At 66.3% G+C, this 19,295-nt stretch carries 28 protein-coding genes and 1 pseudogene; 2 read left to right on the forward strand and 27 right to left on the reverse strand.

The annotated features are described in order from the left end of the window. Window positions 1-5: 5 nt before the first annotated feature. Window positions 6-1,310: a sugar MFS transporter gene (locus QZX62_RS08320; RefSeq protein ID WP_294173601.1), complete on the reverse strand. Its 1,305-nt coding sequence runs from the start codon at window positions 1,308-1,310 to the stop codon at window positions 6-8. A gap of 159 nt (window positions 1,311-1,469) precedes the next feature. On the opposite strand from QZX62_RS08320, the gene QZX62_RS08325 reads away from it, so the two are divergent. Next, window positions 1,470-3,005, forward strand: coding sequence for an MFS transporter (locus tag QZX62_RS08325; protein WP_294173602.1), 1,536 nt, complete (start codon window positions 1,470-1,472; stop codon window positions 3,003-3,005). A gap of 6 nt (window positions 3,006-3,011) precedes the next feature. On the opposite strand, the gene QZX62_RS08330 is transcribed toward QZX62_RS08325, so the two are convergent. Next, window positions 3,012-4,424, reverse strand: coding sequence for an FAD-binding oxidoreductase (locus QZX62_RS08330; protein ID WP_294173603.1), 1,413 nt, complete (start codon window positions 4,422-4,424; stop codon window positions 3,012-3,014). A 53-nt stretch (window positions 4,425-4,477) separates the two neighbouring features. On the opposite strand from QZX62_RS08330, the gene QZX62_RS08335 reads away from it, so the two are divergent. Then, a complete protein-coding gene (locus QZX62_RS08335; RefSeq protein ID WP_294173604.1) occupies window positions 4,478-4,996 on the forward strand; it encodes a dihydrofolate reductase in 519 nt (172 codons plus the stop codon). Between the two features lie 12 nt (window positions 4,997-5,008). Here the strand turns inward: QZX62_RS08335 and QZX62_RS08340 are convergent, their stop codons facing one another. The 25 genes and pseudogenes from QZX62_RS08340 to fusA all read right to left on the reverse strand — a co-directional run. After that, complete coding sequence (locus QZX62_RS08340) at window positions 5,009-5,671, reverse strand: adenylate kinase (protein WP_294173606.1); 663 nt, start codon at window positions 5,669-5,671, stop codon at window positions 5,009-5,011. Between the two features lie 32 nt (window positions 5,672-5,703). Further along, on the reverse strand, window positions 5,704-7,068 hold the full coding sequence (gene secY / locus QZX62_RS08345) for a preprotein translocase subunit SecY (RefSeq protein WP_294173607.1): 1,365 nt from the start codon (window positions 7,066-7,068) through the stop codon (window positions 5,704-5,706). A gap of 102 nt (window positions 7,069-7,170) precedes the next feature. Next, window positions 7,171-7,716, reverse strand: coding sequence for a 50S ribosomal protein L15 (gene rplO, locus QZX62_RS08350; RefSeq protein WP_294173609.1), 546 nt, complete (start codon window positions 7,714-7,716; stop codon window positions 7,171-7,173). Window positions 7,717-7,864: 148 nt separating this feature from the next. Then, entirely contained in the window at window positions 7,865-8,041 is a 177-nt protein-coding gene (gene rpmD / locus QZX62_RS08355; RefSeq protein ID WP_294173610.1) for a 50S ribosomal protein L30, read from the reverse strand. Between the two features lie 5 nt (window positions 8,042-8,046). Then, window positions 8,047-8,793: a 30S ribosomal protein S5 gene (rpsE, locus tag QZX62_RS08360; protein WP_294173611.1), complete on the reverse strand. Its 747-nt coding sequence runs from the start codon at window positions 8,791-8,793 to the stop codon at window positions 8,047-8,049. Between the two features lie 3 nt (window positions 8,794-8,796). Next, window positions 8,797-9,150, reverse strand: a complete 354-nt coding sequence (gene rplR, locus QZX62_RS08365; protein ID WP_294173612.1) for a 50S ribosomal protein L18 — start codon at window positions 9,148-9,150, stop codon at window positions 8,797-8,799. A 3-nt stretch (window positions 9,151-9,153) separates the two neighbouring features. Beyond that, complete coding sequence (gene rplF / locus QZX62_RS08370; protein WP_294173613.1) at window positions 9,154-9,690, reverse strand: 50S ribosomal protein L6; 537 nt, start codon at window positions 9,688-9,690, stop codon at window positions 9,154-9,156. Window position 9,691: 1 nt separating this feature from the next. Beyond that, window positions 9,692-10,087: a 30S ribosomal protein S8 gene (gene rpsH / locus QZX62_RS08375; protein WP_294173614.1), complete on the reverse strand. Its 396-nt coding sequence runs from the start codon at window positions 10,085-10,087 to the stop codon at window positions 9,692-9,694. A gap of 10 nt (window positions 10,088-10,097) precedes the next feature. Then, on the reverse strand, window positions 10,098-10,403 hold the full coding sequence (rpsN, locus tag QZX62_RS08380; RefSeq protein ID WP_294173615.1) for a 30S ribosomal protein S14: 306 nt from the start codon (window positions 10,401-10,403) through the stop codon (window positions 10,098-10,100). 32 nt (window positions 10,404-10,435) lie between these two features. Further along, entirely contained in the window at window positions 10,436-11,041 is a 606-nt protein-coding gene (gene rplE, locus QZX62_RS08385; RefSeq protein ID WP_294173616.1) for a 50S ribosomal protein L5, read from the reverse strand. Next, window positions 11,034-11,345 (reverse strand): 50S ribosomal protein L24, encoded by a 312-nt coding sequence (gene rplX, locus QZX62_RS08390; protein ID WP_294173633.1) that lies wholly within the window; start codon window positions 11,343-11,345, stop codon window positions 11,034-11,036. Before rplX ends, rplE begins: the two co-directional genes overlap by 8 nt. 35 nt (window positions 11,346-11,380) lie before the next feature. Next, window positions 11,381-11,749, reverse strand: a complete 369-nt coding sequence (gene rplN / locus QZX62_RS08395; RefSeq protein WP_294173617.1) for a 50S ribosomal protein L14 — start codon at window positions 11,747-11,749, stop codon at window positions 11,381-11,383. 23 nt (window positions 11,750-11,772) lie between these two features. Continuing rightward, window positions 11,773-12,048: a 30S ribosomal protein S17 gene (gene rpsQ, locus QZX62_RS08400; RefSeq protein ID WP_294173618.1), complete on the reverse strand. Its 276-nt coding sequence runs from the start codon at window positions 12,046-12,048 to the stop codon at window positions 11,773-11,775. 12 nt (window positions 12,049-12,060) lie between these two features. After that, window positions 12,061-12,282, reverse strand: coding sequence for a 50S ribosomal protein L29 (gene rpmC, locus QZX62_RS08405; RefSeq protein ID WP_294173620.1), 222 nt, complete (start codon window positions 12,280-12,282; stop codon window positions 12,061-12,063). 2 nt (window positions 12,283-12,284) lie between these two features. Continuing rightward, window positions 12,285-12,716 carry a 50S ribosomal protein L16 gene (gene rplP / locus QZX62_RS08410; RefSeq protein ID WP_294173621.1) on the reverse strand — a complete coding sequence of 144 codons (432 nt, stop codon included), beginning with the start codon at window positions 12,714-12,716 and terminating at the stop codon, window positions 12,285-12,287. A 12-nt stretch (window positions 12,717-12,728) separates the two neighbouring features. Then, window positions 12,729-13,436 (reverse strand): 30S ribosomal protein S3, encoded by a 708-nt coding sequence (gene rpsC / locus QZX62_RS08415; RefSeq protein ID WP_294173622.1) that lies wholly within the window; start codon window positions 13,434-13,436, stop codon window positions 12,729-12,731. Further along, a complete protein-coding gene (gene rplV, locus QZX62_RS08420) occupies window positions 13,436-13,813 on the reverse strand; it encodes a 50S ribosomal protein L22 (RefSeq protein WP_294173623.1) in 378 nt (125 codons plus the stop codon). The genes rpsC and rplV overlap by 1 nt, the downstream gene beginning before the upstream one ends. Further along, complete coding sequence (gene rpsS / locus QZX62_RS08425) at window positions 13,813-14,088, reverse strand: 30S ribosomal protein S19 (protein WP_294167269.1); 276 nt, start codon at window positions 14,086-14,088, stop codon at window positions 13,813-13,815. The genes rplV and rpsS overlap by 1 nt, the downstream gene beginning before the upstream one ends. 6 nt (window positions 14,089-14,094) lie before the next feature. Further along, window positions 14,095-14,931, reverse strand: a complete 837-nt coding sequence (gene rplB / locus QZX62_RS08430; RefSeq protein ID WP_294173624.1) for a 50S ribosomal protein L2 — start codon at window positions 14,929-14,931, stop codon at window positions 14,095-14,097. A 4-nt stretch (window positions 14,932-14,935) separates the two neighbouring features. Beyond that, window positions 14,936-15,250, reverse strand: a complete 315-nt coding sequence (locus QZX62_RS08435; protein WP_294173625.1) for a 50S ribosomal protein L23 — start codon at window positions 15,248-15,250, stop codon at window positions 14,936-14,938. After that, on the reverse strand, window positions 15,243-15,869 hold the full coding sequence (gene rplD, locus QZX62_RS08440) for a 50S ribosomal protein L4 (protein ID WP_294173626.1): 627 nt from the start codon (window positions 15,867-15,869) through the stop codon (window positions 15,243-15,245). The genes QZX62_RS08435 and rplD overlap by 8 nt, the downstream gene beginning before the upstream one ends. A gap of 3 nt (window positions 15,870-15,872) precedes the next feature. Continuing rightward, window positions 15,873-16,625 (reverse strand): 50S ribosomal protein L3, encoded by a 753-nt coding sequence (gene rplC / locus QZX62_RS08445; RefSeq protein WP_294173627.1) that lies wholly within the window; start codon window positions 16,623-16,625, stop codon window positions 15,873-15,875. Between the two features lie 204 nt (window positions 16,626-16,829). After that, window positions 16,830-17,141: a 30S ribosomal protein S10 gene (gene rpsJ / locus QZX62_RS08450; protein WP_028969184.1), complete on the reverse strand. Its 312-nt coding sequence runs from the start codon at window positions 17,139-17,141 to the stop codon at window positions 16,830-16,832. Between the two features lie 162 nt (window positions 17,142-17,303). Further along, entirely contained in the window at window positions 17,304-18,494 is a 1,191-nt protein-coding gene (tuf, locus tag QZX62_RS08455; RefSeq protein ID WP_294173629.1) for an elongation factor Tu, read from the reverse strand. Between the two features lie 74 nt (window positions 18,495-18,568). Then, window positions 18,569-19,295: pseudogene (gene fusA, locus QZX62_RS08460) on the reverse strand (elongation factor G); the annotation flags it as partial.

The following is a 19,295-nucleotide window of genomic DNA, read 5'->3' on the forward strand; positions in this document are numbered from 1 at the left end:
AGACCCTAGCTCTGGGCCGGGCGCCGCGCGAAGATGCCGAACCCCGCGATTACCGCATAGCACAGCGCCGGCAGCAGCAAGGCGAAGCCGAGGCTGCCGCTGGCGTCGGCCAGCATGCCCGTCAGCAAGGGCACCACTGCACCACCGAAGATCGCGATGTTGATGATTCCCGACCCGTCCGCCGCGCGCGACCCGAGCCTCTCGCAGGCCAGGCTGAAGATCGTCGGGAACATGATCGAGTTCATCAGCCCGATCGCCAACAGGCTATAGCCGGACAGCGCACCCGTGCTGTTGGTGGAGATCAGGATCAGCGTGATCGCGCCGACCGCGACGCCGGCCAGGATCAGGCCGGGGCTGAGGATGCGCAGGAAGTAGGAGCCGATGAACCGGCCGACCATCGCGCCGCCCCAATAGTAGGCGATCATGTCGCCCGCGTCGCCTTCGCTGAGGCCGAGTACGTTTTGCTGCATCAGGTAGTTCACGATCAGCGAGCCGATCGCGACCTCGGCGCCCACGTAAAGGAAGATGCACAGCGCGCCGAACCCGAAGCGGGGCCGCTTGAGCAGCGGCAGGCCCGCCAGCGCGGAGCCCTTGTCATGCTGCTCCGCAGGAAGCCGGTTGCGGAACAACCAGACGGCCGCTGCGATCACCGCCAGCGCTGCCGCAAGCCCCAGGTATGTATTGACGATCGCCCGGGTCTCAGCCGAGCGATAGGCGTCCAGCGCTGAGCCCGATAGCTGGCTCGCCGAGAGCCCCGCCAAGCCGCCGAGGATCAACGCCGAACCGACGATCGGAAAGACGGTCGTGCCCAGGCTGTTGAACGCCTGCGCGAAGGTCAGGCGGCTGTGGACCGTGCGGGCCGGCCCAAGCAGGCTGATGAGCGGATTCGCGACCACCTGCACGACGACGATCCCGCTGCCGAGCACGAACAAGGCCAGCAGGAACAGGCCGTAGGTCGCGGTGCTTGATGCCGGAATGAATAGCAGGCAGCCGACCATCATGGTCAGCAGGCCGACCACCGCGCCGCGCATGTAGCCGACCTTCTTGACCAGCTGCGCGCCCGGGATGCCGATCACCAGATAGGCGGTAAAGAAGCAGAACTGCACCAGCATCGCCTGGGTGTAGTTGAGCGTGAACAGCTCCTTGAGCTTGGGCAGGATCACATCGTTGAGGCTGGTGATGCCGCCGAAGATGAAGAACAGCGCCATGACGAAGTAGCGCAGTTCCGGCGCATCGACATGGCCGCCCTCCTCGACCTCGGCCGTGGTCACCGTTGCCTCGTCCCGAACCCCGGGTGTCACTGCCACCATGCCCGTTCCCTCCCTGTTGGCCGTCACGCTAGACGCGCGGTAACGGGCCGTCACCCAGTGAATACCTATGCTGCTGCATTGCACAATAGCCGGGGCCGTTGGCAACGTTCGCTGAACCTGCCAGCGTTCGCTCGGCGCTGAGGCGCGATCGGAGGGTGGATGGATCAGGTGACGGGCGTGCGGGACAAGCCTCGCCAAGGCTGGGCGGGACTGTGGAACATCTCCTTCGGCTTTTTCGGCATCCAGATCGGCTTTGCGCTGCAAAACGCCAACATGAGCCGCGTCTTTCAATCGCTCGGTGCCAGCCTCGACGACCTGCCGGCCCTGTGGATCGCGGCGCCGCTCACGGGACTGCTGGTCCAGCCAATCGTCGGCTTCCTCAGCGACCGGACGTGGCTCGTTCGGCTGGGGCGGCGCAGGCCCTACTTCCTGGCCGGCGCGATCCTGGCGGCCTTGTCGCTGTTCATCATGCCGCTGTCCGAAGCGCTGCTGATGGCGGCCGTGCTGCTGTGGCTGCTCGATGCGAGCCTCAACATCTCCATGGAGCCGTTCCGGGCCTTCGTCGGCGACATGCTGCGCAAGGACCAGCACACCGCGGGCTATGCGGTTCAGACCGCCTTTATCGGCGCGGGGGCGGTGGTCGGGTCGATCTTCCCCTGGCTGCTCGAGCAGCTGGGCGTCGCCAACGAGGCCGCTGGCGGCGGCGTTCCGGACACGGTGCGCTGGAGCTTCTGGTTCGGCGGAGCCGCCTTGTTCCTGGCGGTGCTGTGGACGGTGCTGACGACGGAGGAATACGCGCCGGACCAGCTCGCGGCCTATGGCGAGGACGCGAGCCACGCGGGCAGCGAGGACATGGTCCGGGCGCTGGCCTCACGCACCTTCGGCAGCAGCCTCGGGTGGTTTGCCGCAGGCGCGGCCGTGCTGGCCGCGGTCGCCGCACTCGACCTCGAAAAGGAGGTCTACCTGCTCGGCGCGCTGCTGGTCGCCTATGGAGCGCTGAGCGCTCTCGCGATCGCCTCAGCGCGGCGCGGCCACGGCAGCAACATGCTGTCCAGCATCGTCGGCGACTTTGCCGGCATGCCGACCGTCATGAAGCGGCTCGCGCTGGCGCAGTTCTTCAGCTGGTCGGCGCTGTTCATCATGTGGATCAACACCACCCCCGTCGTGGCACAGCGCTTCTTCAACTCGCCTGACCCGGCAAGCGCGGGCTACCAGGACGCAGGCAATTGGGTGGGCGTGCTATTCGCCGTCTATAATGGAGTGGCCGCGGTGGCGGCGCTGGCGCTCCTGCCGGCACTGGCGAGCCGCATCGGCAAGGTCCGGACGCATGTCGTCTGCCTGCTGTGCGGCGCTGCCGGCTATGCCAGCTTCTTCCTGTTCACCGACCCGCAGCAGCTGCTGATCGCGGAGATCGGCGTTGGGATCGCCTGGGCGTCGATCCTGGCGATGCCCTATGCGATCCTCGCCTCCGCCCTGCCCCAGCGCAAGCTCGGCATCTACATGGGGCTGTTCAACATCTTCATTGTCGTGCCGCAGTTGCTGGTCGCGACGGTGATGGGCTCGATCACCAAGGCCTTCTTCCCCGATCAGCCGATCTACACCATGGCGTTCGCCGCGGGCACCATGGTGCTGGCGGCGCTGGCGACCTTGCGGGTGCGCGAACAAACTGACGGCGGGCGGGCGGAGCGGCTATAAGGCAGCTCAGTCCAGCAGCTTGCCCGGGTTGAGGATGCCGGCCGGATCGAGCGCTGCCTTGATCGCCTTCATGGCGGCCAGCCGTGCGGGCGGGAGCAGCCGGGCTAGTTCGTCGCGCTTCATCTGGCCGATGCCATGTTCGGCCGAAATCGAGCCGCCCGCCGCGGTCACCAGGTCGTGCACCATGCGCGTGGCAGCAGGCGCCTCATGCTCGAGCCACTCGCTTGCCGCACCGGCCGGCGCGCGGACATGGAAGTGGACGTTGCCGTCACCCAGGTGCCCGAAGCCCGACGCCTGCGTTCCGGGGAAGGCCCGCTCGACCTCCGCGGCGGCCTCCACCATGAAGCGCGGCATGGCGTCGACCGGAACCGAGATGTCGTGCTGCGCCGCCGGCCCGCTGCCCCGCTCCGCCTCCGAGATGCTTTCGCGAATGCGCCAGAAGGCCTCGGCCTGCGCATCGCTGCCGGAGATGGTGGCGTCCTCGATCAGCCCGGCCGCGAGCGCCTCACCGAGCAGCCGTTCGAGCTGCGCGGCTGGCGGCTCCGCGCGCGCGTCGCTGGCGGTCAGCTCGACCAGCGCATGCCAGCGATGGCTGCCGGCGAGCGGTCGGCGCGTGCCAGGGATGTGCTCCAGCACCCGACCGAGACTGTCCTCAGGCAGCACTTCAAAGGCTTCAACCCGGTCGGTCGCGGACTGCAGCGAGCGCAGCAGGTCTAGGCCCGCCTGCGGATCGGCTAGCCCAGCCCATGCCACGGCTCGCGCAGCGACCGCAGGGACCAGCTGCAGGTTCAGCGCGGTGATGATCCCCAACGTACCTTCCGATCCGATCAGCAGTTGGCCAAGGTCGTAGCCGCGATTGTCCTTGCGCAACCCCGACAAGCCGTCGACCACCGACCCATTGGCAAGCACCGCTTCCACCCCCAGAATCAGCCGGCGCATGGTCCCGAACCGCAGCACCTGCGTGCCGCCAGCGTTGGTCGCCGCCAGTCCGCCGAGGGTGGCACTGCCTCGCGAGCCCAGCGTCAGCGGGAAGCGCGCCCCTCGTTCAGCAGCCGCAGCATGCAGCGTTTGCAGGATCACGCCCGCTTCCGCCACGGCATGATCGGCGGCCAGCGCGCGGATACGATTGAGCCGCCGCAGCGAGAACAGCATGGCATTGCCATCATCGTGCGGTGTCGCTCCCCCAACCATCGAAGTGTTGCCGCCTTGCGGGACCAGCGGCACTGCGTACCGGCCCGCGAGCCGGACGACCGTCGCCACCTCCTCCGCCGAGGCGGGCTGCAGCAGGGCAGGCGACCGCCCCTGCCAGCGGCCGCGCCAATCCGTCAGCCAGGGCTCGATGTCGCGCGGGTCGGTCACCACCGCCCGCTCGCCGAGCTCCGCCCGCACCGCCGCGATCATTTCCGCCTGTCCGCCCATGCCCCGTCACATAGGGTCTTGTCCGCATCCGCGCGACCCGCGACAGGGACGGCATGACCGAGCAACCATCCCAGCGGCGAGCGCTCGTGACCCTGGTCGTGGCGCGCGCCCGCAACGGGGTGATCGGGCGCAATGGCACGCTCCCCTGGCACCTGCCGGCCGACCTCAAGCGCTTCAAGGCGCTGACCATGGGCACGGTCATGATCATGGGCCGCAGGACGTTCGACAGTCTTCCAGGGCTGCTACCCGGACGGCGTCACCTGGTGCTGACCCGCGATCCTACCTGGACCGCGCCGGGGGCGGAAGTCGTGCACACGCCTGAGCAGGCGCTTGCTGCCGCGGGGAACAGCGCCGTGAGCGTAATCGGCGGCGCCGAGATCCTCGACCTGTTCCTGCCGCTTGCCGACCGGATCGAGCTAACCGAGATCGAAGCCGACGTGCCCGGCGACACGTTAATGCCGGACCCCCGCGCATCGGGCGAATGGATCGAGGAGGCACGCGAGTCCCATGACGCGGAGTCCGGTCGGCCGCCGTTCGCCTTCGTTACCCTGCAGCGAACGGATCGGGGCTGACGTCGGCCAACCTCAGCGGCTCAGGCTGCCCGGGTCATCGAGGATCCCGTCGATCGTCGCCGCGACTTCCTCCACGCTGGCCATGCCGTCCACCCGTCGGACCAGCCCCCGCTCCTCATAATAGGGCAGGATAGGCGCGGTCTTGGCGCGATACTCGGCCATGCGGGTGCGCACCGTCTGCTCGTTGTCGTCGGGCCGCCGCTTGAACTCGTGCGCGCCGCATACGTCGCAGGTCCCTTCCTGCTGCGGCAGCTTAAAGCGGTCATGGTAGCTGGCACCGCAGTTCGCACAGGCGAACCGCCCGGTGATCCGCTCGACCAGCGCCTCCTCGTCGACCTCCAGCTCGATCACCCGATCGAGCTTGCGACCACGCTCGCCCAGCAGGATTTCCAACGCTTGTGCCTGGTGACCGGTGCGCGGGAAGCCGTCGAAGATCGCGCCGGTGCCATCGGCCTGGTCCAGCCGCTCGCCGATCAACGCCGAGACGATCGAGTCGCTGACCAGCTCGCCCGCTTCCATCACCGCCTTGGCCTTGAGGCCCACCGGGGTGCCCACCTTGACAGCCTGGCGCAGCATGTCGCCGGTGGACATCTGGACCATGCCGCGGGTTCGCTCCAGGCGCTGCGCCTGGGTGCCCTTGCCCGCGCCCGGCGGCCCTAGAAGGATGATGTCCACGCGATTTCCTGTTCAACCCAAAGCCACGACGCTTAACGCCGCCGCGCGCCCTTCAGCTTCGCCTTCTTGATGAGGTCGCCATATTGGTGCGCGATCAGGTGGCTCTGAATCTGGCTGACCGTGTCCATGGTCACGTTGACGACGATGAGCAGGCTGGTTCCGCCCAGGTAGAAGGGGATGCCCGCCTGGCTGAACAGGATCTCCGGCGCCAGGCAGATCAGCGTGAGATAGGCCGCGCCCAGCACGGTGATCCGGTTCAGCAGATAGTCGAAGTAGGTCTCGGTCGCCTTGCCTGGCCGGACCCCGGGAATGAAGCCCCCGTGCCGCTTCAGGTTCTCGGCGGTCTCCTCCGAATTGAACTGCACGGCCGTATAGAAGAAGCAGAAGAAGATGATGCCCAGGCCGTAGAGCGTCATGAACACGGGCGATCCGTGCTGCAGATAGGTGCTGAGCGTGATCAGCCAGTCGCTGCCCCCTTCGGATTGCGGCTGCGCGCCAGCCATCTGGATCACCGTCAACGGCATCAGCAGCAGGGACGAGGCGAAGATCGGCGGGATCACGCCCGCGGTGTTGATCTTGATCGGCAGGTGGCTGCGCTCTTGCTGCATCATTCCGCGCGCGGTCTGGCGCTTAGGATACTGGATCAGCACTCGCCGCTGTGCCCGCTCCATGAAGCAGATGAACAGGATCAGGCCGACCACCAGCGCGATGATGAAGACGATCAGTAGCGGGTTCATGGTGCCGCTGCGGCTACCCTCGAACAGCTGCGCCAGCCCTTGCGGCAGGCTGGCGACGATGCCCGCCATGATGATCAGCGACACGCCGTTGCCGATCCCGCGGCTGGTGATCTGCTCGCCGATCCACATCAGGAACAGGGTGCCGCCGACCAGGCTGACCGTTGCCGCAACGCGGAACGGAAGCCCGGGCTCGACGACCGCGCTGATGCCCTGGGTCGCGCCGAGCCCCTCCAGGCCGACCGCAATGAAATAGCCCTGCACCGCGGTCAGCAGCACAGTGAGATAGCGGGTGTACTGGTTGAGCTTCTTGCGCCCCGCCTCACCCTCTTTCTTGAGCGCCTGCCACGGCCCATACATGGTCGCGCCGAGCTGCACCACGATGGACGCGGTGATGTAGGGCATTACGCCCAATGCGATGATGCTCATCCGCTCCAGGCTGCCGCCCGAGAAGGTATTGAAGAAGTCGAGCACGCCGCCGCGCTGCGTGTCGAACAGCGCCGCCATAGCCCGCGGGTCGATGCCAGGCATCGGCACATGGCTGAGCAGCCGGAAGACGATCAGCGCACCCAAGGTGAACCAGATGCGCTTCTTGAGCTCCGTCGCCTTGCCGAAATTGGCAAGGCTGATGTTGGCGGCCATCTGTTCGGCTGCGGATGCCATGGAACGTCCTTAAAGAAACAAAGGCGGCGAAAGGCATGTTGCCCCCGCCGCCCCATATAATCGGCCGCATCCGCTTTGAAAGCGAAGGCGGCGCCGCGGCGCTTACTTGCCCTGCTTGGCGGCCTTGTCGGCCAGCCGGGCCCCACGCGCCTTGCCCTTCTTGGCAGCGGCGAGTTCGGCCGGATCCTTGCGCTCGATGATCTCGATCGAGCCGCCGGCCCGCTCCACCGCCTCGCGCGCGCCCTTGGAGGCACCGGCGACGCGGAAGCTGACCTTGGCCGTCAGCTCGCCCTTGCCGAGCAGGCGCACTCCGTCCTTGCCGCCGCGGGCCAGACCGGCCGCCTTGAGCGCGTCATGGTCGATGGTACCCTCGGCCGACAGCTTGCCCGCGTCGATCACCTTCTGGATCGCGCCCAGGTTCACCTCGGCGTGATCGCGGGCGAAGATGTTGTTGAAGCCGCGCTTCGGCAGCCGCATGTGGAGCGGCATCTGGCCGCCCTCGAAGCCGAAGATCGACACGCCCGAGCGCGCCTTCTGGCCCTTCTGCCCGCGCCCGGCGGTCTTGCCCAGCCCCGAGCCGATCCCGCGGCCGACGCGAACGCGGCTCTTGCGGGCACCGGGATTGTCCTTGATCTCGTTGAGTTTCATGTCTTTGCACTCGCTTCAAGGAGTAAAGGACTTCTGGCCTTCACTCCGCAGCCCCAGCGCAGGCCGGGGTCTCGTTCCGCTGGAGCCCACGTTTGCGTCGCGCTTGGCAAACGGGATCCCGGCTTTCGCCGGGATGACGGTCAAACGACTAGCGCTCGACTGACACCAAGTGCTGCACTTTGCGGACTTGGCCGAGGACCTCGGGGGTTTCCTCCACTTCGACCGTGCGGTGCAGCTTGTTGAGCCCCAGCCCGACCAGGGTCGCGCGCTGGGTCTTGTGACGGCGGATCGGCGATCCGGTCTGGGTGATCTTGATGGTCGCCATGACGCTTACTCCGCGATCGCTTCGGCGGCAGCTTCAGCCTCCGCGCCGCCCATGCCGCCACGGCCGAGCAGGTCCGCGACCTTCTTGCCGCGACGCTGCGCCACCGAACGGGGGCTGGTCTGCTCCTTGAGCGCCTCGAAGGTCGCCCGGATCATGTTGTACGGGTTGGAGGTCCCGACCGACTTGGTGACCACGTCGGCGACGCCCAGGCTCTCGAAGATGGCGCGCATCGGGCCGCCCGCGATGATGCCGGTCCCCGCCGGAGCCGTCCGCACGGTCACGCGGCCGGCACCGAAGTGACCGAGGCCGTCGTGGTGCAGGGTGCGGCCGTCGCGCAGCGGAACGCGGATCATCGCCTTCTTGGCGGCCGCGGTCGCCTTGCTGATCGCTTCCGGCACTTCGCGCGCCTTGCCGTGGCCGAAGCCTGCGCGACCCTTGCCGTCGCCGACCACCACCAGCGCCGCGAAACCGAAGCGCTTGCCGCCCTTCACCGTCTTGGACACGCGGTTAATGTGGACGAGCTTCTCGATCAGCTCCTCGCCATCGTCGTCGCGGTTCTGACCGCCCCGACGATCGTCGCGGCGCCCCCGGTTGCCGCCACCGCGGTTGTCCCGGCCGCGACCGCCACCGCCACCGCGTCCGCCACGCGGACCACGGCCCTCGGGAGCGGGAGCCCCGGCGTCCGCGGCGACCGCAGCAGCGCCCGCGTCCGGATTGCCGCCCTGGGTCTGGGTTTCGACTTCGTCTGCCATCACTTAGAACTCCAGCCCGCCCTCACGGGCGGCATCGGCCAGGGCCTTGACCCGGCCATGGAAAAGAAAACCGCCACGGTCGAACACGACGCGGTCCACGCCCGCGGCCTTGGCGCGCTCGGCCAGCGTCTGACCGACCTTGGTCGCCGCGTCGGTGTTGGCACCGCCACTGCCGCGCAGGTCCTTGTCGAGGGTCGAGGCAGCCGCAAGAGTCTTGCCCGCCGCATCGTCAATGACTTGGGCATAGATGTGCTTGCCCGAGCGGTGAACGCTGAGCCGCGGCTTGCCGGAAGCGCGCGCCCGAAGCGCGGTGCGAACCCGCCGGCGGCGGCGATCGAAAAGGGAGAGCTTCGCCATGGCCTACTTCTTCTTGCCTTCTTTGCGGAAGATGAACTCGCCGCGATATTTGATGCCCTTGCCCTTGTAGGGCTCCGGCTTGCGCCAGCGGCGAATCTCGGCCGCGACCTGCCCCACCTTCTGCTTGTCAATGCCGCTGATCTCGACCGTGTTGGGGTCGGGCGTCTTGACGTCGATGCCTTCCGGCACGGGGTAGTTCACGTCGTGGCTGTAGCCGAGCTGCAGGCGCAGGTTCTTGCCCTGGGCCGCGGCGCGATAGCCGACGCCGGTGATCTCCAGCACCTTGGTGAAGCCTTCGGTGACGCCGGTGACGAGGTTCAGCACGTTGGTCCGCTGCATGCCCCAGGCCGCCCGCGACCGCTGGCTGTCGTTCACCGGCTGCACGGTGATCTGGCCGTCCTCCACCGCGGTCCGAACAAGCTCGTCGAGCATCGACATGGACAGGGTGCCCTTGGGTCCCTTCACCGACAGGGTCGAGCCCTCCAGGTTGGCGGTAACACCAGCGGGGACCGGAACGGGTCGTTTGCCAATACGGGACATCTTAGAACACCTCCGCCAGCACCTCGCCGCCGACGTTCTGGTCGCGCGCTTCCGCGTCGGACAGAACGCCGCGTGGCGTCGAGACGATGGTCATGCCCAGGCCGTTGCGGATCCGCGGCAGCTCGCTTGCGCCCGAATAAACCCGACGGCCGGGCTTCGAGACGCGCGCAACATGCTGGATCGCCGGCTGGCCTTCGAAATATTTCAGCTCGATCCGCAGGCCGTTCTGGCCCGCGACCTGCTCTTCGGAATAGCCGCGGATATAGCCCTCGCGCTGCAGCACGTCGAGGACGTGGGCACGCAGCTTGGACGCGGGCGTCAGGATCGAGTCCTTGCGCGCCTGCTGGCCGTTGCGGATGCGGGTGAGCATATCACCCAGGGGATCAGTCATCGGCATGAGCGTACCCTTACCAGCTCGACTTGGTGAGGCCCGGGATCAGGCCCTTGTTGCCCAGTTCCCGAAGCATGATCCGCGACAGGCGGAACTTGCGATAATAGGCGCGCGGACGGCCTGTCAGCTCGCACCGGTTGCGGATGCGGGTCTTGTTGCCGTTGCGCGGCAGCTCCGCCATCTTCAGCCGCGCGATCAGCCGCTCGGTCTCATCGAGCGACTTGTCGTTGGCCTGCGCCTTGAGCTTCTCGATCTTGGGCTGGGTCTTCAGGGCCAGCTTCCTGCGACGCTCGTTCTTGTTGATCGAACTCAGTTTCGCCATGACTTAAGTTCTTCTCCTTGGGGCGGAACCGCTTACGCGGCCTGCCGGGTCTCGGTTTCGGCGGCAGGCGCCGGGAACGGGAAGTTGAAGAGGCGCAGCAGCTCGCGCGCTTCCTCGTCGGTCTTCGCCGTGGTGGTAACGATGATGTCCATGCCCCGGACCTTGTCGATCTGGTCGTAATTGATCTCCGGGAACACGATCTGCTCCTTGAGACCCATGGCATAATTGCCGCGACCATCGAACGACTTGGGGTTGAGCCCGCGGAAGTCGCGGACCCGCGGCAGGGCCACCGTCACCAGCCGGTCCAGGAACTCGTACATGCGCTCGCGCCGCAAGGTTACCTTGCAGCCGATCGGCATGCCTTCGCGCAGCTTGAATTGGGCGATCGACTTCTTGGCCTTGGTGATCACCGGCTTCTGCCCGGCGATCGCCTGCATCTCGGCGGCGGCGGCCTCGACCTTCTTCTTGTCCTGGGTCGCCTCGCCAACGCCCATGTTGACGACGATCTTCTCGAGCCTCGGCACCTCAAGCTTGTTCTTGTAGCCGAACTTCTCGGTCATCGCCTGGGCGATGCGCTCGTCATAATCCTTGCGGAGACGCGGAGTGTACGCCGTCTGGTCATTCTGGGCATCAGCCATTGATCAGCTCCCCGGACTTGGCCGCAACGCGGACCTTCTTGCCGTCGCGCTCCTCGAAGCGGACGCGGGTCGGCTTGCCGGTCGACGGATCGGCGATCGCGACCTTTGACACGTGCAGCGGCGCTTCCCTGCGCTCCAGCCCACCCTGGGGGTTGGCCTGGTCCGCTTTGCGGTGACGTACGGCGACGTTGACGCCGCTCACCACGACCTTTTGCTCCTTCGGCATGGACTGGGTGACCTCACCGGTCTTGCCCTTGTCCTTGCCGGACAGGACGACCACCCGGTCGCCCTTCTTGATACGCATCTTCGGCCTGGAGGCCGTGTTCTGGGCGGTGGCCATCACAGCACCTCCGGCGCAAGGCTGATGATCTTCATGTGCTTCTTGGCGCGCAGCTCACGCACCACCGGCCCGAAGATGCGGGTGCCGATCGGCTCCTCGTTCTTGTTGACCAGCACCGCGGCGTTACCGTCGAAGCGGATCACCGAACCGTCGGGACGGCGGATGTCCTTGGCGGTGCGCACGATCACCGCACGGTGAACGTCGCCCTTCTTCACGCGGCCGCGCGGCGCGGCTTCCTTGACGGACACAACGATGATGTCGCCGACGCCGGCAACGCGGCGCTTGGACCCGCCCAGCACCTTGATGCACTGGACGCGCTTGGCCCCGCTGTTGTCCGCGACGTCCAGGTTGGACTGCATCTGGATCATGGGTCTACCCTATCCCTCGCGGTTCAAGCGTTCGCCGCTTCGGCGAGATCAGCAGCCTTGGCCGCATTCACCCGCTCGACCACGGCCCAGCTCTTGAGTTTCGACACCGGCGCGCACTCCTCGATGCGCACCTGCTCGCCCACCGAATAGGCGTTCGCCTCATCATGAGCATGATACTTCTTCGACAGCTTGATGATCTTGCCGTACAGCGGGTGTTTGACCCGCCGCTCGACGCGGACCACCACGGTCTTGTCACCCTTGTCGGACACCACGGTGCCGGTGAGGACGCGCTTGGGCATCTCGTTAACTCCTTACGCCTGAACCGACGCGTCGGCGCCGGTCTTGGCGGTGCGCTGGTTCTGCAGCGTCTTAATGCGGGCGATGGTGCGGCGCACCTCACGCACCCGCGACGGCTTCTCCAGCTGGTTGGTTGCCGCCTGGAAACGCAGGTTGAATTGCTCGCGCTTCAGCTCGGACAGCTTGGTCGCCAGCTGATCGTCGGTCTGCACCGACAGGTCTTCTCGCTTGGCCATGATCATTCAGCCTCAACCAGGGTTTCGCCAAGGCGCGCCACCACCTTGACCTTGATGGGGAGCTTCTCCGCCGCACGCTCGAACGCGGTCTTGGCGATCGGGCCGGGAACACCGTCCAGTTCGAACAGGATGCGACCGGGCTTCACCCGCGCTACCCAGAACTCAGGGCTGCCCTTGCCCGATCCCATGCGGACCTCGGCCGGCTTGCTCGACACGGGCACGTCCGGAAAGATGCGGATCCAGAGACGGCCCTGCCGCTTGATGTGGCGGGTGATCGCACGGCGCGCAGCCTCGATCTGACGCGCGGTGATCCGCTCCGGCTCCATCGCCTTGAGGCCGAAGGCGCCGAAGTTAAGTTCCGTTCCGCCCTTAGCGTCGCCATGGATACGGCCCTTGAAGGCCTTGCGGAATTTAGTGCGCTTGGGTTGCAGCATGTCCTGTGTTCCTTAGCGCCGGTCTTCGCGCGCCGGGCGAACGCCCGAAGTCTGCGCTTCCATCATCAGCCGGTCTTGGGCGAGCGGGTCGTGACCCAAGATCTCACCCTTGAACACCCAGCACTTGACCCCGCACACGCCATAGGCGGTGTGGGCCTGGGCCTCGGCATAGTCGACGTTGCCGCGCAGCGTGTGCAGCGGCACCCGGCCCTCGCGATACCATTCGGTCCGGGCGATCTCCGCCCCGCCGAGCCGGCCCGAGCAGGTGATCCGGATGCCCTCCGCGCCGAGGCGCAGCGCCGACTGCACGGCGCGCTTCATGGCGCGGCGAAAGGCGATGCGGCGCTCGAGCTGATCGGCGACGCCCTGCGCGACCAGACGGGCGTCGACCTCCGGCTTGCGGATCTCGACGATGTTGAGGCTGACTTCCGAACCCGTCATCTTGGACAGGGTACGCTTCAGCTTCTCGATGTCCGCGCCCTTCTTGCCGATGATCACGCCCGGGCGTGCGGCATAGACGGAGATGCGGCACAGCTTCGCCGGACGCTCGATGACCACCTTGGAGATGGCGGCCTGAGGCAGCGTCTTGACGATATACTGGCGGATCTTGAGGTCCTCCAGCAGCAGCCGGCCGTAGTCCTGGCCTTCCGCATACCACCGGCTGTCCCAGGTCCGGTTGATCTGCAGCCGCAGACCGACGGGGTTCGACTTTTGACCCATTAGGCTTCTTCCTGCTCGCGCACGACGACGCGGATGCGGCTGAACGGCTTGACGATGCGGCTCGATCGGCCCCGCGCACGAGTGGCGAAGCGCTTCATCGAAATCGACTTGCCGACGCTCGCCTCGGCGACAACCAGCGCGTCCACGTCGAGGTTGTGGTTGTTCTCGGCGTTCGCGACAGCCGACGCGAGCACCTTGTAGACGTCATCCGCCATTCCCTTGGGGGAGAACTTGAGGATGTTCAGCGCCTGCTCGACCTTGCGGCCGCGGATGAGCTGAGCCACCAGGTTCAGCTTGCGCGCCGAACCACGGATGGTGTTGCCGACCGCGAGCGCCTCTTTGTCGCCCACACGGCGGGGTGCAGCTACCTTGCCCATCAGCGCTTGCCCTTCTTGTCGGCGGCGTGACCCGGGAAGAAGCGCGTCGGCGCGAACTCACCAAGCTTCATGCCGACCATGTCCTCGTTCACGCTGACCGGTACGAACTTGCGGCCATTGTAGACGTTGAAAGTCAGGCCCACGAAATCGGGCAAGATGGTCGAGCGGCGCGACCAAGTCTTGATTGGCGCACGAGCTCCGGCGTCCTTGGCAGCCTGCGCCTTCTTCAGGAGCGACAGCTCGACGAACGGACCTTTCCAGATGGAGCGAGCCATGGTCGCTTAGCCCTTCTTCTTCGCGTGGCGCGACCGGATGATGAACTTGTCGGTCGCCTTGTTGTGACGGGTGCGAGCACCCTTGGTCGGCTTGCCCCACGGCGTAACCGGATGGCGGCCGCCTGAGGTCCGGCCTTCGCCGCCGCCGTGCGGGTGGTCGACCGGGTTCTTGGCGACACCGCGGGTCAGCGGGCGGCGGCCGAGCCAGCGGGTGCGGCCCGCCTTGGCCAGCGTCTGGTTGCCATTGTCCGGGTTGGACACCGCGCCGACAGTCGCCATGCAATCCGAACGGACATAGCGCTGCTCGCCCGAGTTCAGGCGAACGATGACCATGCCGCGGTCGCGGCCTACGACCTGGACGTAGGTGCCAGCGGCGCGAGCGATCTGGCCGCCCTTGCCGGGCTTCAGCTCGACGTTGTGCACGATCGTGCCGACCGGCATCTGGCCCACTTCCATCGCGTTGCCAGGCTTCACGTCGACCTTACGCCCGGCGATCACCTGGTCGCCCGGAGCGAGCCGCTGCGGCGCCAGGATGTACGCCTGCTCCCCACCCTCGTAGGTCACGAGCGCGATGAAGGCCGACCGGTTCGGGTCATACTCGAGCCGCTCGACCGTCGCCGGCACGTCCCAGGTGCGCCGCTTGAAGTCGACGATCCGGTACTTCTGCTTGTGGCCGCCCGCGATGCCGCGGCTGGTCACATGACCCTTGTTGTTGCGGCCGCCCGTCTTGCGCTTGCCTTCGGTCAGCGTCTTGACCGGCTTGCCCTTCCAGAGCGCCGACTTGTCGACGAGGATCAGGCCGCGGCGGGCCGGACTCGTAGGCTTGTATTGCTTGAGTGCCATCGAACTAGATCCCGCTCGTGATGTCGATCGACTGGCCCTCGGCCAGCGTCACGATCGCCTTCTTGGCGTCCGACCGCTGATAGGGCTTGCCCTTCCAGCGCTTGGACTTGCCTTTTTGAACGATCGTGTTGACGCCGGTGACCGTCACGCCGAACAGCGCTTCGACAGCCGCCTTAATCTCGGGCTTAGACGCGCCAGAAGCGACCTTAAACACCACCGCATTGTGGTCGGACAGCATGGTCGACTTCTCTGTGATGTGCGGCGCTAGGACGACGTCGTAGTGGCGGTTGTCCACCGCCCCTTGCGGCTGCTTAGCCATTGAACCGGGCCTCCAGCTTTTCGACCGCGGCGCGGGTCAGAACCAGCGTCTCGTGGCGCATGATGTCGTACACATTGGCGCCGACCGCCGGCAGCAGGTTGATGCTGCCGAGGTTCGACGAGGCGCGTGCGAAGGAGACGTTCAGCGCGTCGCCGTCGATCACCAGCGCCGTCTTGCCGAAGCCGAGCTGACCCAGCTTCTCTCGCAGCACCTTGGTCTTGCCCTCGGCCACATCGAGATTGTCGAGGATCACGAGGTTGCCCGATTGGACCTTCGACGACAGCGCCATCTTCAAGCCGAGCGCGCGCACCTTCTTGTTCAGCGACGCGCTGAACTCGCGGGCGCGGGCGCCGTGGGCCTTGCCGCCGCCGATGAAAATTGGGGCGCGGCGATCGCCGTGACGAGCGGTGCCGCCACCCTTCTGCCGGCCAAACTTCTTGCCGGTACGGTTGACGTCCGAGCGCTCGCGGGTGGCGCGCGCCGAGGCGCGGCGGTTCACCAGCTGCCAAGTGACGACGCGGTGCAGGATGTCGGCGCGGGGCTCGACGCCGAACACGGCATCGTTGAGCTCTAAGTCGCCACCCGCTTGCGCGTCGAGGGTCTGAACGGAGACCTTCATCGCTTAACCTTCCGTGCTCTCGGTGGCCGGCGCGTTGTCCGCAACCTGAGGCTCACCGGAAGTCCCATTGTTCTGCGCCGCCGCCTGGCGGATGCCCGCCGGATACGGCGCAGTGTCGTTGCGCGCGACCTTGACCGCGTCCTGAACGGTCAGCCAGCTGCCCTTGTGCCCGGGCACCGAACCCTTGACGAACAGGAGCCCGCGGTCGGCATCGGTGCGGACAATCTCGAGGTTCTGCTGGGTGCGGTTGCGGGCGCCCATATGGCCGGCCATCTTCTTGTTCTTGAAGACCTTGCCCGGATCCTGGCGCTGCCCGGTCGAACCGTGCGAGCGGTGGGATACGGAAACGCCGTGGGTCGCGCGCAGACCGCCGAAGCCCCAGCGCTTCATGGCTCCGGCGAAGCCCTTGCCCTGCGTCACGCCCGCAATGTCGACCAGCTGGCCGGCGACAAAGTGGTCCGCCGAGATCTCCGCGCCGACGTCGAGGAGCGCGTCCTCGGCGACCCGGAACTCGACCAGCTTGGCCTTGGGCTCGACCTCGGCCTTGCCAAAGGCGCCGCGCTGCGGCTTGGCGATGTTCTTGGCCTTGGCCGTGCCAGCACCAAGCTGAACGGCGGTGTACCCGTCCCGGTCAGCCTCGCGGCGGCTGACGACCTGCACGCCGTCCAGCTGCAGCACCGTCACCGGCACGTGGCGGCCGTCCGGCTGGAACAGGCGGGTCATTCCCACTTTCTTCGCGATCACGCCACTGCGCATGATCCATACTCCTTACAGAGGCCCGCCATCTTTCTGACGACGGGCGTGCAGCCCATGAATGATGCGAGCCCCCGCTGGGCTATTCCTGCCCGTAAGCAGGAAGCGGGGGACGCAGACCGGGTGCTCCGAAGAGCGCCCGCGGTATCCCTTGTTCGTTGCTCAGCAGGACCGCTCGGGAGCCGTTCAACCGCTGTGCGCAGGCCCTTAGGCCAGTTTGATCTCCACGTCTACACCCGCGGCCAAGTCGAGCTTCATCAGCGCGTCGACCGTCTGCGGCGTGGGCTGAACGATGTCCAGCAGCCGCTTGTAGGTGCGGACCTCGAACTGCTCGCGCGACTTCTTGTCAACGTGCGGCGAGCGGTTCACCGTGAACTTCTCGATCCGCGTCGGCAGCGGAATGGGACCGCGGATCAGGGCGCCGGTACGGCGAGCCGTGTCGGCGATGTCGCCAGTGGCCTGATCGAGCACGCGGTGATCGAAGGCTTTCAGGCGAATCCGGATGTTCTGCGTTTCCATGTCCAACTACCGATGCGAAAGAGCCTGACCCCACACCCTCAAGGGGCAGGAGCCCTCCACTAAATGCCAAGCGCGACGGCGGCCGTTCGGCCGATCACGCCGCGCTTGGACGAAACTGAAGCGAGCCGCGAATCCCCGAAGCGATCCGCGGCCCGCCCTATATTACTTCGTGATGGTGCCGACAACCCCCGCGCCGACCGTCCGGCCGCCTTCGCGGATCGCGAAGCGCAGGCCCTGGTCCATGGCGATCGGAGCGATCAGCTTGACACCCAGCGACACGTTGTCGCCCGGCATCACCATCTCGGTGCCCTCCGGCAGCTGCACCTCGCCCGTCACGTCGGTCGTGCGGAAATAGAACTGCGGACGGTAGTTGGCGAAGAACGGCGTGTGACGGCCGCCCTCGTCCTTCGACAGGACGTACACCTCGGCCGAGAAGTCGGTGTGCGGGGTAATCGATCCCGGCTTGCAGAGCACCTGGCCACGCTCGACTTCCTCACGGCCGACGCCGCGGATCAGCGCGCCGATGTTGTCGCCGGCCTGGCCCTGATCGAGCAGCTTGCGGAACATCTCAACACCGGTGACCACCGTCTTCTTGGTATCCTTGATACCGACGATCTCGACTTCCTCGCCGACCTTGATGATGCCCGTTTCAACGCGGCCGGTAACGACAGTTCCGCGGCCCGAGATCGAGAACACGTCCTCGATCGGCATCAGGAACGGCTTGTCCAGCGGACGCTCCGGCTGCGGGATCCACTCGTCGACCGCTTCCATCAGCTTCAGGATCGCCTGCTCGCCGATGTTCTCGTCACGGTCTTCCAGAACGGCCAGCGCCGAACCGGCAACGATCGGGATGTTGTCGCCGTCGAACCCGCGCTTGCCGAGCTCCTCGCGGATCTCCAGCTCGACCAGCTCGAGCAGTTCGGGATCGTCGACCTGATCAACTTTGTTCAAAAACACGACCATGGTTGGCACACCCACCTGGGCCGCCAGCAGAATGTGCTCCTTGGTCTGCGGCATGGGGCCGTCCGCCGCGGAAACCACCAGGATCGCGCCGTCCATCTGAGCGGCGCCGGTGATCATGTTCTTCACATAATCGGCGTGGCCCGGGCAGTCGACGTGCGCATAGTGGCGGGCGGCAGTCTCATACTCGACGTGCGCGGTCGAAATAGTGATGCCGCGCTCACGCTCCTCGGGCGCCTTGTCGATGTTCGCGAAGTCAACGGCGACGCCGCCGCCAGTCTTCGCCAGCACCTTGGTGATCGCCGCGGTCAGCGACGTCTTGCCATGGTCGACGTGACCGATGGTGCCGATGTTGCAGTGCGGCTTGTTCCGCTCGAATTTCGCCTTCGCCATTGTACGCCTCTTCTAGGTGTTTGGATGTGGGCGGCCCGCCCGATGCGAGCGCGCCCTTAGCGTCAAAAAACCGATTACGCCAGCTTCGCCTTGACCTCGTCCGCGACGTTCTGCGGAACCTCGTCATAGTGCGAGAACTGCATGGTGTACTGCGCGCGTCCTTGGGTGAACGAACGCAGCTGGTTCACATAGCCGAACATGTTCGCCAGCGGGACCATAGCCTCTACCGCCTGGGCATTGCCGCGCGTGTCGGTGCCCTGGATCTGGCCGCGGCGGCTGTTCAGGTCGCCGATCACGTCGCCGAGGTAATCCTCCGGAGTCACGACCTCGACCCGCATGATCGGCTCCAAGAGCTTGATCCCGGCCTTCTGCGCCGCTTCGCGCATCGCACCGCGGGCGCAAATCTCAAAGGCCAGCGCCGAGGAGTCCACGTCGTGGTACTTGCCGTCGGTCAGTTCCACCGAGAAGTCGATGATCGGAAAGCCGATCAGCGAACCCGTCTCGGCGGTTTCCCGCATGCCCTTCTCGACCGAGGGGATATACTCCTTGGGGACGTTGCCGCCCTTGATCTGGTCGTTGAAGACAAAGCCTGATCCACGCTCGCCAGGCGTCACGCCGATGCGAATCTCGGCGAACTGGCCGGAGCCGCCCGACTGCTTCTTGTGGGTGTAGGTGAGCTCCACCGGCTTCGCGAGATACTCGCGATACGCGACCTGCGGTGCGCCGACGTTGGCCTCCACCTTGAACTCGCGCTTCATGCGGTCGACGAGGATCTCGAGGTGGAGCTCGCCCATCCCCTTG

Source organism: uncultured Sphingomonas sp. (assembly GCF_902806265.1).
Taxonomy (GTDB): Bacteria; Pseudomonadota; Alphaproteobacteria; order Sphingomonadales; family Sphingomonadaceae; genus Sphingomicrobium.